Genomic DNA, 12,572 nt, shown 5'->3' on the forward strand with positions numbered 1-12,572 from the left:
CGTAGCGTCGCCGTTTTAATAGAACAAGTGTGTCATCACATTCGTATCATCAATCGATTTGGGTTTTAGCTCTTGAAATGCTTTGTATTGATCTGCAGTGAGCAATGCTTTTAAACGTGTATGCAAACCATTCTGCATACTGTTTAATTTGGAGTTGTAGGCCTTTTCGTTGTTTTGCTTCACCGGTTGCAAGTCTGCTTTTTGCCTGAGAAAGGTGGTAACGATATTCAACAGCTTTGGCTTCTGAACATCAGTTAGCTGTAATGCTTTGTCTACTTTACTTACAATGGAATTAGCCGTGCCTTCAATATTCATGGCAGGTGCCTGAAACGTTATATGATCAGGCAAATGAGTGGCTGCTACACGAAAACAAATGAATAGCAGCCATAGTCCCAGTGCGAATATTTTTTTCATAGACAAAGATTAAGAATTAAAGATTTACCTCCCTTGTAAATTACTTCAGGGCCAGTGCTTTATTGCATCACCATCTTTACGTACTGGATCTGTGTATTACCTTCTTCGCTAATAGTGATATATTCAGACAATACAGTTTTGTTGTTTATCCAATGTATCATTCCCGGGCCCCAATCATCGAGGTTGGCTTCTCCAACAGGTTTTATTTCATTGTTGTTGCCAATGGCAAACAGTTGAAATCCGTTGGGATCAAATGCTGCCACCATATCCATAGAGGCAGTGAGTATATATTTTTTATCGGGAGATACAAACGGCGCGGACCATGTCATCATTGAATCTCCATTCAGGGTATTTACCAGTTCATATCCGGTACCTTCATAATAGGTAACAAAGAAGCCTTTCCTGTTGATGGCAGGATAATTTGCAGCGTAGGTATAGTCGATGTAATTATCTCCATCACCACTATTATTTGCCATGATTCTTTGTTTTCCATTCTTGAGCTGTATCACCAGTTTAGTACCTGTTCGTTTTACGCTGGTATCTTTTGCAAGTACCTGCGCTTCGCTGGAATCAGTTGGAGGAAGCGGAAATTTATCGAAGTCTTTTTTCTCAATAAAGTAAACGAAAAAGGTTTTGTCTCCAAGTTGTACCGTATCATCAGGGGTATTGTGGATGGCAGGAGGAGTGGAATCATTGCCTGCGGCAGTATTTCCTGATGGCTTGTTCTTGCAACTCAATATCAACATTACGCAGGCGCCAAGCAGGAACCATAATTTATTCATCATCTTTTGTCGCATTTAAGTGTACAAATGTAAGTATTTCGTGGTTTGGGAGTTAGTATTAACGGTATAGTCTCTCTCCATCGGTTTTGGTCAGTGTAAAGAAGTATATGTAACCCATTGTAGCGCCGCTCAAAAAACCGGCCAGGTGTGCGGCGTTATCAACTCCTTCGCCGGCCAGTGCAGCGATCACATTTAAAGCGATAAATAAGCCTATATACGCCAGAAATGCTTTGCGGACATTAGCAGGGAAAAGATTGGTGGTAAGCAGTGCCAGAAATACCCCATAAATCCCGAAGATGGCGCCGGAGGCTCCCACACCTACTGTGCTCCGGTGCAGCCATATGCTCGCCATGTCTGAAATCAGTCCTGTTACGATATAAGCCAATCCATATCTGATACTTCGTAAAACCGGTTCCAGGAAAATACCGCCTATGAATAATCCCAGCATATTGGTGAAGAGGTGCCAGAGCCCGGCATGAAGGAACATGCTGCTGAGCAGGCGCCAGTACTGATGTTGTTCTACCGTGGCTGGCCAGTAGTTGGCGCCGCAGTGTATCAGTATATCTCCATCTCCCCACCAGGGATTCATTCCCTTCGTTAATGTATACAGGAATGCCAGTGCATTGAGCCCGATGATTACCAGAGTAACCGGTATAGCCTTAAGACGCTCTGTGATTTTCATCCTACCATAAGGTAATGAAAATTCACGAATTACACATTATTCATAGCGGTACTCCAGTGCAAATTGTGTATCTGCGCCCAGTCCCGTATACCCTTCGCAGTGCAGATGTACCCAGGCTCCGGTGGGGTATTTCCGGTTCGATGGATCGTAGGAATAGTCGTACTGCAGGGTGGTATACCGTTCGTAATCCTGCAGCCGTCTGCGGCACATGAGCCGTTCTTTTTCCGTGATTTTGATCAGGTAAGGATTGTTATTGCTGACATGCAAAAATGCACCTGCCAGATCACCAAGGGGAGAGAGTTGTGTTGTTCCTGAAACAGCATGACTCAGCAACAGCTGATTCAATAGCGGCCGCAGCGGATTGATAGAATCATCCCATTCGTAGCGGGCCGTTCTTAGTGTAACAAGCGTATCGCCCGGAGCGGCAGGATCGATGCAGATATCTTTACGATTGGGATATCCTGTTTCATAGTTCCAGCTAATGGCTTGCGTGGAATCTGAAAACTTCATGGTAGCCGGCAATCCATTTTTCCAGTGGATGCGGGCAGAGCGTAAGGGGCGCCGGGCAGCATCAAAATATTGTACGGTGGTAATATTGCCGTTTTCATCCCAACCTGTCACGCGGGCCGACTCTTTTATATGGTTGGTATCCTCATTGCGGGCAGTCACTACCATGCCGGTAATCCGCTGTGAACTGTCATAGGTAAACGAACTGACATTGGTATCATTGGCCTTATCATGACGGACCAGCTCTACCAGGTTCCCTTTAAGATCATACTGAAAGCTGTATTGAGGGATATCCTCACCACGTATAGTGATGGTTGTTAAACGGAGAGTATCCGCGTGTGACCTGTTGGATCTGCAGGAAGCAATGGCAGTTACAATCAGCAGAAAATAAAGAATATGTTTCATTACCATGGAATATACTAATAAGATTTGACCAGCAGGCATAAAAAATCCCGGGTTGTTCAACCCGGGACTTTCTCTTTATCCTGTAAAACAGAATACTACTCAGCTACTACTTCAAACTCCAGTTCGGTTTCGTTGCCTTTACCGAAATCGAGGCGTGCTTTATAAGTACCCAGTTCTTTAACATCATCGAGGATGTGGATGCGGCGACGGTCGATTTCGTAGCCTTTCTGTTCTTTAATTGCACGTGCAATCTGAACACCGGTTACGCTACCGAAGATCTTACCGGAAGTACCGGTTTTAGCGCCAATTTTAATCGGAGAAGCTTTCAATACTTCCACCACTTTCGCGATCTCAGCCAGCAGTTTCTCTTCTTTCACTTTCTGCACTTTCAGACGCTCCTGCAGTTGCTTCATGTTAGAAGGGCTAGCTTCTACCGCAAATTTCTGGGGAATCAGGAAGTTTCTGGCGTAACCATTTTTTACGTTAACCAGTTCATTCTTCTGACCCAGGTTATCTACGTCTTGTATTAAGATAATTTGCATAACTTCTTACTTTAAAAGGTCAGTAACATAAGGCAATAAAGCCATTTGACGAGCTTTCTTAATAGCCTGGGCTACTTTACGCTGAAATTTCAGGGAGTTACCCGTAATACGGCGAGGCAACATCTTGCCCTGGTCGTTCAAAAATTTCTTCAAAAATTCCGCGTCTTTGTAATCTACGTACCTGATGCCCATTTTCTTGAAACGGCAGTATTTCTTCTGGCGTTTCTCGGTTTTTACGGCTGTTAAGTACTTGATTTCTTGTTTAGGTTTAACTGCCATAATTTTAAGCTTCAGTGGTTTTAGACTCTGCATTCACACCATGTCTTTTGCGACCGTTGTAAGCAACTGCGTGCTTGTCCAGTGCAGTAATCATGTGGCGTAATACATTTTCATCGCGATTCAGCTGGATTTTCAGCTTCTCATTGAGGTCGGATGGCGCATTGTATTCCAGAACCACATACATTCCTGTAGTCTTTTTCCGGATAGGATACGCCAGTGATCTTAATCCCCAGGGATTTTCGTGCTCGATTTCTCCGCCGTTTTCTTTAATCAGATCAGCGAATTTTTTCTGGGCTGCTTTGTATTCATCCTCAGAAAGCACAGGGGTAAAGATCACCATCAATTCGTAGTTCATGTTTCCCTGTTTTAAACGTTTAATTAAAAAAATTAGGACCGCAAAGATACAGAACTATTCGGTATTTCCACGTATCCGAAGGCTATTTCCTGAAATATCTTGCCTTTTATACATAATAATGTATAGAGATTTGATAATCAGTGGATATGAAAGGCCGCCCCGGGGAGGGACGGCCTTGGGAAAATGTAGCTTTTTCAAAAAAGATTAGTGGCTTACAGCAATTTTACTAACCTGTACCTGGTTACCCATTTGTATCCGCAGGAAATAAATGCCCGAAGGCAATTCACTGATATCCAGTGTTCTGTAATTCTTTCCTTTGATAAGCATAGTCTGACCATAGTAGCGGGCACGACCATTTATATCTATCAGCTGCACATTTGCCTGCCCCGCGTAAGGCCAATCCAGCCAGTACTGTAGCTGATGACCAAATATACACCATAATAACTTCTTCCAGAAGTCTTTATCTACCATAAATACCAGCCTGGGTTGTGTATAACGGACAGTGCCATCCAGACTGTTTATTTTCAACCGGTACTCTGAAAATCCCTGCCAGGGTTTTTCGTCATAGCTGATGTAAGAGTAGGGCAGACTGGAAGTGCCCAGCGCCACTACGGTATCCACCGGTTCGAAGGTCCGTAAATTCCTGGACCGCTCAATAACAAAGGACTGGCTGTTTATTTCGTAAGGTGTCCGCCAGCTCACCAGTATTTTGGCTCCATCCGGTTTGGCGTCGAAACCTTCTGCCGGAACCGGGTTTGCCAGTACATGCAGGTTGTACCTGCTCACTACCGGGTAGTGATCTGTGGTGGTGGTGCCATAATTGGACACCAGTTTTGCTACCTGGGTTTGTATCCGGGCGGAGGCAGGCACATAGGCGACCCCTGTTTCATTGGAAGCCATCACGTTATCGATCACTGACGGGTAACTCACCGTTGACCGCTGACCGGCAACGCTTAGCGCCCGCGTAAGCGGAACATAATTTATACTGTCGCTCAGGAAGTCGACATACGAACTGGTGGTATCTGGCAGCAGTTCCGTAGTAATAGTTCTGTACAGATCATCATTAAAATCTCCCAACATAACAATATTATTGTAAGGATACTGCAGGTCCAGCGTATCTTTCAGCTCTTTCAACCCATCTTTACGCCGGTGCCACGACGTGATCTTTTCTGCTTTGGTACCGGTGTTGGCTTTTGCATGGATCAGGATAAAATGCATCCGCGCGGAGTCGTTATTGATCTTTGCAGTTGCTTCCATGAGGTAAGGGAAACGGCCCGATGACCAGTTGTAGTACGCCGTACTGCTGCCGCCCCGCCTTAATACGCCATAGGTGCGAATCTGACGGATTACAGACGTTTTGTAAAGGAATGCCAGTTTCTGCGCTCCCACGTAATCAGGGTCGGCAATGCTATCGGCATAGGAACCGAAATCAGACAATACGTAATCATATCCCGGCATCTGGCTTACCACCGCCCTGAAACGTGCGGTATCCACTACTTCTGCCAAAGCAAAAACATCGGCATCCAGCTTTTTCAGGATCGTGGTAACATTGGCCTGCTGCAGGCTGTCGTTGTCCGGTTTCTGCACCGGACTGCCAAACCATTCTATATTCCAGTTCACTACTTTCAGAGAACGTAACGAGGTACCACTCAGCAAAGTGTGCTGGTCAGTGAAACCGGTAGCATTGAAACGTACATTCCCGGTATATGCCTGGTCTGCAATGCCCGGCGCAAATGTCACCCACACATCCAGCGGGCCCTCGTTGGTTTCTGCGGCCGTAAAGGTGGTTTCATTGCTGTAAGTGATACTGTCGCGCGATACCCTGAAACCCGTAGGAACACTGATGACCAGCTTATCTCTTACATCATTCGCCCAGAAATGCAGCTGCTGGGGCGTGGATGTTTGTCCGGCTTTTACGTAATCGAAATCCATCGCAGCGGGGTTGCTGTCAAGACTCGTAGCCGGTGCGGCACTGGTGTCGGCGATGATGAAATCGTCGATCGTCCATCGTGCCGCCTGAACAGCAGGGCCGGATGTATATACGAATGCCACGTAAACTTTAGCCTGTTTGAACCTGGCGAGATTGATACCGGAAGATGTTTTCCAGGTATCGCTGCCTGCATCAGGGAAGCGGCCGTTGATGGTAGTCCAGCCGGCAAGGCGGGGATCTCCGCTGCCGCTGTAGTTGGTGGATACGCGCAGGCTGAGCGAAGGACCGTTGAAGGCAGTGCGACTTGCAAACTGCAGCAACGGAAAGTGCATATCTGTCAGGTCGAATGATGGTGAAATCAGCCAGTCTTCGTTCTCCACCGGACCTCCGCTGTAGCCGTTGATCTGTATGCCATTGCTGTTTTGCTGGCCATAGGTAGTGCATTCCCATACCTGCGGACCACTTACGCTATACTGTGTGAAGCCACTGCTCAGACGGCCACCGGAACCAGGAATGCAATCATCAAAGTGGAAGCTGAGTTCCTGGCTCCCGGTAGTGAAGCTCCATTGTGTGCTGTCGGCTATACCACTGAACGCATTGCCGGAAAGGTCTGTAACCACGCCACTGTCGGCAGTGATGTAATATTCACTATGCGGCGCCAGCATTTTATAAATAGTCAGCGTTTGCGCGTTGATGACAATATCAGCACCATGGATGGAAAGACTGTCCGTATGATGGTTGCGGAGATTGTGCAATAAAATGAATCCGTTACCGGCCTGTATCTGTTCACTGAAAGTAATCTTAGGCGATATTACGGGAGACGCATCTGTAGCGGCATTGACAGGTGTCAGGGTGCTGATAACAGGAGGTACGGTATCTCTGCCAGTGCCGTTGACAGCGATGTTGTCGATCGCAAAGCCAGGTCTGGAGCCGCCTCCGGAAATCTGCCTGTTCACCCATCTTAATTGCACCAGTGGCTGATTATTGCAGGTGGGTGGCAGCAGTACCATTCTGTTTTGCAGATGTTGTGGCAAGGTGATGCCGGCCCCGGTTTGTTGCAGGGTATCGTTCTGGTAAGCAGTTTCGGTAATACTGGTGAAGCTACCGGTATCGCCTATACGATATTGAACAGCCATTTCATTGATCCGGGTGTTGGTTGTTACATCGTAAGGATTCCTGATTGTCATGGCGTCGTAGCTGAGTGTAATATTCTGCTGACCTCTTGTGTCAATCGCCAACGTGAGGCTGTTATCAGCGCTCCCGCTGTTGAGAAATCCAAGTTTTCCGGCATAATTGTAAACGCCGTTTGCGGTAGACGAGGCAGTACCATTGGCCAATAATGCTTTATCGGATGCCGGTGTGCCAGTGTTGTAATTGCCGGAGGGAGCACCGCTGAGCAGCCATCCCTGCCATCCGGGCGGGTAAACCGTGGATGCCATCGGCATATCATCGAAATCCTGCATATAAGGCAGCAGCCGGGGTGCCGGTTGGGTCTGCGATCTGGAAATGCAGGGAAAAATGAGAATAGTAAACAGTAACGAGAATAGAGGTTTTACCATAGACAGATTTTAAGGTTTTGGGGAATCAGATGATGGTTATTTAAATCTACTGAAATACCGGCTATCTGCATATGATTTTTTTGTTAATTGGCAGGAAAAAATCATAATACATATTTTTATATGAATGGATGTCAGCATAGTTACATCTTGCTATATCATCTACAATTTCAATGTATATTATTTTAATAAATAATATGATTTTTGACATCTTGTCAGCTGACTAGCTGATGGCATACACTTTGAAAATCGATCTTCAAAACAAATAAACCAATGCAAAAAGGAGCAATACGTGTCCAAACAGAGAATATTTTCCCCATTATCAAGAAATTCCTGTATTCGGATCATGAAATTTTCATCCGTGAGCTGGTGAGTAATGCGGTGGATGCTACCCAAAAATTGAAGACACTGGCCAGTGTAGGCGAATTTAAAGGAGAGCTGGGAGACCTGGCTATCAATGTAAAAGTAGATAAGGAAAATAAAACCATTACGATTGCGGATCATGGTATAGGTATGACTGCAGAAGAAGTGGATAAATATATCAACCAGGTAGCTTTTTCGGGAGCAGAAGAGTTCCTGAAAAAATACAAAGGGCAGGAGAATGGTACCAATATCATCGGGCATTTTGGTCTCGGGTTCTACTCTTCTTTTATGGTGAGCAGCAAGGTGGAAATTTTCACTAAATCCTGGAAGCAGGATGCAGCAGCCGTACGTTGGGAGTGCGATGGCAGCCCTGAATTTGAGCTGGAAGAAATTACAAAAGAAGACCGTGGTACTGAAATAGTGATGCACATTAACGAGGAAAGCGAAGAATTTCTGGAAGATGGCCGGATCCGTTCCATCCTCGAGAAATTTTGTAAGTTCCTGCCGGTGCCTGTTACATTTGAAGGCACACAGATCAATAATACCACACCCGCATGGACGAAGAAGCCGAGTGAGCTGACAGATGAGGACTATCAGAATTTCTATAAAGAGCTGTATCCGTTTGCTGAGCCGCCTTTATTCTGGATTCATCTCAATGTGGATTACCCTTTCAACCTCACTGGTATCCTCTATTTCCCGAAGATCAACAAGAGCTACGAGTTACAGAAAGACAAGATCAACCTGTACTCCAATCAGGTATATGTTACAGATGAAGTAAAGGATATTGTACCTGAGTTCCTGATGCTGTTGCATGGGGTGATCGATAGCCCGGATATTCCGCTGAACGTAAGCCGCAGCTATCTGCAGGGAGATCCGAATGTAAAGAAGATCAATGCGCATATCACCAAAAAGGTAGCAGATAAGCTGGATGAAATTTTCCGTCACGACCGTAAATCTTTTGAAGAGAAATGGGATTCCATCGGTTTGTTTGCGAAGTATGGTATGATGACCGACGACAAATTCCTGGAAAAGGCGAATAAATTTCTGATCCTGGAAGATGTTGAGGGTGGTAAATTCTACACACAGGAAGAGTACCGCAACGAGGCAGCAGCGTTGCAGACCAATAAGGATAACAAGCTGGTGGTGCTTTATGCTACCAATCCCGTGCAGCAGGATAGTTATGTACAGGCTGCCAGAAGCAAGGGATACAAGGTAGTAAAGATGGAAACACTGGTGGATGCAGCATTCATCAATAACATGGAGATGAAATGGGAGAATATTTCCTTCACCCGTGTGGATGCCGATATCGCCGAAAACCTGATTAATAAGGAAGAAAATACCACTACCGTTTTATCCCAGGAACAGGAAGGTAAACTGAAGGATTTGTTTGGAGCACAGGTGACGCAATCTAATATCAAAGTAGAACTGAAAGGGTTGAGTGCGGAAGCACAGCCTGTAATAGTTACCCGGCCTGAGTTTATGCGTCGTATGAAAGATATGGCGGCTATGGGCGGAGGCGGAATGAGCTGGTATGCAAATATGCCTGATGAGATCAATATGACTGTAAATGCCAATCACCCGGTATATTCACAGATCCTGAAAGAATCCAATAATACTTTACAGGAGAAGCAGATCAGGAATCTGGCAGATCTGGCGTTGTTATCACAGAATCTATTGACAGGGGCGGATCTTACAGCATTTGTAAACAGAAGTGTGGAACTGATGGGAGAGAAGAAATAGGTAGATGTGATGAAGATATAGCGCCCTGGCTTCCGTCGGAAGCCAGGGCTTTTTTATTTAAGATACTTTGCTTCTGATATCAATAACTTTCAGTTGGATGGAAGTTTGCCCATTCCATTCATTTTCATCGAGCGTAAACACCATATCAAATGGTTTTTTGTCGGCCATCAGTGGAAATTTATCTGCCATATAAAAACCGATGCCCTGTATGGTAGTGCCATGCCTGCCTTGTTTCACGGAAAACCGGATATGCTCGTCTTTTACAATCTTTGAGTAACCGTTGTCGGTAACGTTCCTGGCGAGGAACACCGGGCGCAGGTTATCGGGGCCGAGTGGTTCAAACTGTTTAAGAATATTGTAGAAAGCAGGTGTAATATCCTGGAAACTGATTTCAGTATCAATGATAGTCTCCGGGATAAGCTGATCCGGTTGTATCGTACTGGCCACCACTTCTTCGAACCGTTCCTGGAATGCTTTTACATTTTCCGCTTTCAACGTCATACCGGCAGCATAAAAGTGCCCTCCGTAGTTTTCCAGCAGATCCTTGCATTGGTGAATAGCCTCATAAACGTTGAAACCATTTACAGAGCGGGCGGACCCGGCTACCTTGTCATTCGACTGGGTCAGTATAACAGTAGGGCGGTAATAGTATTTATCGATCAGCCTGGATGCCACAATACCCACTACTCCCTTGTGCCAGTGAGCCTGGTAAAGGACGGTGGATTTGCGATGGGCGATGTTGGCATCGTTCTGCAATAATACAATGGCCTCCTGGGTGATGGTATTGTCAATTTCTTTTCTGTCGAAATTATCGGCATGCAGTGCAGTGGCAATAGCAGCGGCCTTTTCTTCATCATTCTCAATAAAAAGATTCACTGCTTTCCGGGCATCGTCCATTCTGCCTGCGGCGTTCACACGTGGCGCAATGACGAATACGAGGTTGGCGATGGTGAGTTTTTCTTTCAGTGCGCTGAGATTGATGAGCGCTTTAATGCCAGGCAGCGGATGTTCGTTCACTTTAATAAGACCGTGGAAGGCGAGAATCCTGTTTTCGCCGGTCATCGGTACAATATCAGCGGCAATGCTGGTCGCCACCAGGTCGAGGTACCTGTTGGCTGCCTCCGTGGGGAGTCCGCGTTTTTGAGCAAAAGCACTGATTAGCTTATAGCCTATGCCACAACCGCTCAGTTCTTTGTAAGGGTAGGGGCAGTCGGCCTGTTTAGGATTCAGAATGGCTACAGCCGGTGGCAGTATTGCATCAGGAAGATGGTGGTCACAGATAATAAAATCGATGCCCCATTCTTTGGCGGTAGTAATGTGTTCAATGGATTTAATACCGCAGTCGAGTGCTATAATAAGACTGAAATCGTTATCTCTGGCGTATTCAATACCCTGCAGGGAAATGCCGTATCCTTCGCGGTACCGGTGTGGGATATAGAATTCGATGTTATTGTAGAGTTTCTGTAGAAAAGCGTACACGGTTGCGACCGCAGTGGTGCCATCTACATCATAATCCCCGTAAATCAGTATTTTCTCGTGTTGGAAGAAAGCCAGTTCAATTCTTGAGATGGCTTTATCCATATCTTTCATGGTCCAGGGATCATGGAGATCGTCCAGGGAAGGACGGAAAAACTGCCGGGCAGCCTCAAAGTTCGTTACCTGGCGTTGTACCAGCAGCCGGCATAACAGCGGGTGTATGCGTAACGACGACTGAAGTAATTGTTCCTGATTTGGTTGATATGCTTTTACTGTCCAGCGTTTTTGCATTATTATATTTTGTGAAGCAGCGCTATCTGCATATTACATTAATTTTTGTTCATCCTAAAATGTTCTGTCTGTAGTAAATCTAACGAGGGATTCGAGTCCCTTTCTTACCTCATTTTCAGGAAATTGGTTAAGGATGGTCAGTGCTTCATCGCGGTATTCGAACATTTTTTGCCGGGTATAGTCGATACCTCCTGACGATTTCACGATTCGGATGACTTCATCCACCCTTTCTTTCTCGGTATTATGGTTTTTTACAATATTGATAATTTTTCTCCGGGTATCCTTGTCGGCATGTTCCAGTGTATAAATCAGCGGGAGTGTCATTTTCTTTTCACGGATATCGATGCCGGTAGGTTTGCCTATTTTAGCAGAGCCATAGTCGAACAGATCATCCTTAATCTGGAATGCGATCCCTACTTTTTCGCCGAAGAGCCGCATTTGTTCAGTGGTGTGTTCGTTGCCGGTAACGCTCCATGCGCCGGCAGCGCAGGCGGAGGCCAGCAATGAAGCAGTTTTGCGGCGGATTATTTCAAAGTAGATATCTTCCTTAATATTTAGCTTACGGGTTTTTTCGATTTGCAGTAATTCGCCTTCACTCATTTCCCTCACTGCGTCGGAGAGGATCTGCAGGGTCCGGAAGTCGTTGTTATTAAGAGACAGCAGTAAACCCTTTGACAGGAGGTAGTCGCCCACCAGTACAGCAATTTTGTTTTTCCAGAGGGCGTTGATGGAAAACAGCCCGCGGCGTTCGTTGGCATCGTCTACCACATCATCGTGCACCAGAGTGGCAGTATGCAGTAATTCTACCAATGCTGCCGCGCGATAGGTGCTTTCCCCGATATTGGCTTCAAAGAGTTTGGCAGATAGTAAAACGAACATGGGTCTGATCTGCTTCCCTTTACGCTTTACAATATAATGCATGATCCTGTCCAGCAGCGGTACATGGCTTTTTACCGAGTCGGCAAACTTGCTTTCAAAATCCTGTAATTCTTTACCTATCAGGTGTTTAATCTCGTCCATCTATTAATAAAAAGGATTGCTAAGCTAGGTTTTATAAGTCACATTTTAACATTTTGGCCTTTTATTTGTATAAGGAGTATAACATTCTTTTAACAAGAACTAAGGTTTCCTTTAACAAGAGCTAAGCATATCCTTAACTTAACTAGATTTAAGGTATATAAATACTTTCATTTAACCTCTAGTATTGAAGGACTTATCAATGAAAATAATATTGCAAGAAAAATTTGTAT

At 45.4% G+C, this 12,572-nt stretch carries 11 protein-coding genes; 1 reads left to right on the plus strand and 10 read right to left on the minus strand.

Going from position 1 to position 12,572, the window contains the following annotated elements:
* Nucleotides 1-15 precede the first annotated feature (15 nt).
* The 8 genes from UNH61_RS01020 to UNH61_RS01055 form a co-directional block, all read right to left on the minus strand.
* On the minus strand, nucleotides 16-414 hold the full coding sequence (locus UNH61_RS01020; protein WP_326990244.1) for a hypothetical protein: 399 nt from the start codon (nucleotides 412-414) through the stop codon (nucleotides 16-18).
* 59 nt (nucleotides 415-473) lie between these two features.
* Nucleotides 474-1,199: a hypothetical protein gene (locus tag UNH61_RS01025; protein ID WP_326990245.1), complete on the minus strand. Its 726-nt coding sequence runs from the start codon at nucleotides 1,197-1,199 to the stop codon at nucleotides 474-476.
* 55 nt (nucleotides 1,200-1,254) lie between these two features.
* Entirely contained in the window at nucleotides 1,255-1,878 is a 624-nt protein-coding gene (locus tag UNH61_RS01030; RefSeq protein ID WP_326990246.1) for a rhomboid family intramembrane serine protease, read from the minus strand.
* A gap of 36 nt (nucleotides 1,879-1,914) precedes the next feature.
* Entirely contained in the window at nucleotides 1,915-2,790 is an 876-nt protein-coding gene (locus tag UNH61_RS01035; RefSeq protein ID WP_326990247.1) for a hypothetical protein, read from the minus strand.
* A 95-nt stretch (nucleotides 2,791-2,885) separates the two neighbouring features.
* Nucleotides 2,886-3,332 carry a 50S ribosomal protein L9 gene (gene rplI / locus UNH61_RS01040; protein WP_291922726.1) on the minus strand — a complete coding sequence of 149 codons (447 nt, stop codon included), beginning with the start codon at nucleotides 3,330-3,332 and terminating at the stop codon, nucleotides 2,886-2,888.
* Between the two features lie 6 nt (nucleotides 3,333-3,338).
* Nucleotides 3,339-3,611, minus strand: coding sequence for a 30S ribosomal protein S18 (gene rpsR / locus UNH61_RS01045; protein ID WP_106527276.1), 273 nt, complete (start codon nucleotides 3,609-3,611; stop codon nucleotides 3,339-3,341).
* Between the two features lie 4 nt (nucleotides 3,612-3,615).
* Entirely contained in the window at nucleotides 3,616-3,966 is a 351-nt protein-coding gene (rpsF, locus tag UNH61_RS01050; RefSeq protein ID WP_326990248.1) for a 30S ribosomal protein S6, read from the minus strand.
* A 204-nt stretch (nucleotides 3,967-4,170) separates the two neighbouring features.
* The gene (locus UNH61_RS01055) at nucleotides 4,171-7,455 is read right to left on the minus strand and encodes an Ig-like domain-containing protein (protein WP_326990249.1); all 3,285 of its coding nucleotides are present in this window, start codon (nucleotides 7,453-7,455) and stop codon (nucleotides 4,171-4,173) included.
* A 270-nt stretch (nucleotides 7,456-7,725) separates the two neighbouring features.
* On the opposite strand from UNH61_RS01055, the gene htpG reads away from it, so the two are divergent.
* Nucleotides 7,726-9,555 (plus strand): molecular chaperone HtpG, encoded by a 1,830-nt coding sequence (gene htpG / locus UNH61_RS01060; RefSeq protein ID WP_326990250.1) that lies wholly within the window; start codon nucleotides 7,726-7,728, stop codon nucleotides 9,553-9,555.
* Nucleotides 9,556-9,612: 57 nt separating this feature from the next.
* Here htpG and recJ read toward each other — a convergent pair whose 3' ends face one another.
* Both recJ and UNH61_RS01070 read right to left on the minus strand, forming a co-directional pair.
* Nucleotides 9,613-11,322: a single-stranded-DNA-specific exonuclease RecJ gene (recJ, locus tag UNH61_RS01065; RefSeq protein WP_326990251.1), complete on the minus strand. Its 1,710-nt coding sequence runs from the start codon at nucleotides 11,320-11,322 to the stop codon at nucleotides 9,613-9,615.
* Between the two features lie 54 nt (nucleotides 11,323-11,376).
* Nucleotides 11,377-12,342, minus strand: coding sequence for a polyprenyl synthetase family protein (locus UNH61_RS01070; RefSeq protein WP_326990252.1), 966 nt, complete (start codon nucleotides 12,340-12,342; stop codon nucleotides 11,377-11,379).
* Between the last annotated feature and the right edge of the window lie 230 nt (nucleotides 12,343-12,572).

The sequence above is a fragment of the Chitinophaga sp. 180180018-3 genome, from assembly GCF_037893185.1.
Taxonomy (GTDB): domain Bacteria; phylum Bacteroidota; class Bacteroidia; order Chitinophagales; family Chitinophagaceae; genus Chitinophaga.

Bases quoted from the DNA above. Each gene is read 5' to 3' on its own strand.
- UNH61_RS01020 (WP_326990244.1), bottom strand. From the start codon at position 414: ATGAAAAAAATATTCGCACTGGGACTATGGCTGCTATTCATTTGTTTT.
- UNH61_RS01025 (WP_326990245.1), bottom strand. From the start codon at position 1,199: ATGATGAATAAATTATGGTTCCTGCTTGGCGCCTGCGTAATGTTGATA.
- UNH61_RS01030 (WP_326990246.1), bottom strand. From the start codon at position 1,878: ATGAAAATCACAGAGCGTCTTAAGGCTATACCGGTTACTCTGGTAATC.
- UNH61_RS01035 (WP_326990247.1), bottom strand. From the start codon at position 2,790: ATGAAACATATTCTTTATTTTCTGCTGATTGTAACTGCCATTGCTTCC.
- rplI (WP_291922726.1), bottom strand. From the start codon at position 3,332: ATGCAAATTATCTTAATACAAGACGTAGATAACCTGGGTCAGAAGAAT.
- rpsR (WP_106527276.1), bottom strand. From the start codon at position 3,611: ATGGCAGTTAAACCTAAACAAGAAATCAAGTACTTAACAGCCGTAAAA.
- rpsF (WP_326990248.1), bottom strand. From the start codon at position 3,966: ATGAACTACGAATTGATGGTGATCTTTACCCCTGTGCTTTCTGAGGAT.
- UNH61_RS01055 (WP_326990249.1), bottom strand. From the start codon at position 7,455: ATGGTAAAACCTCTATTCTCGTTACTGTTTACTATTCTCATTTTTCCC.
- htpG (WP_326990250.1), top strand. From the start codon at position 7,726: ATGCAAAAAGGAGCAATACGTGTCCAAACAGAGAATATTTTCCCCATT.
- recJ (WP_326990251.1), bottom strand. From the start codon at position 11,322: ATGCAAAAACGCTGGACAGTAAAAGCATATCAACCAAATCAGGAACAA.
- UNH61_RS01070 (WP_326990252.1), bottom strand. From the start codon at position 12,342: ATGGACGAGATTAAACACCTGATAGGTAAAGAATTACAGGATTTTGAA.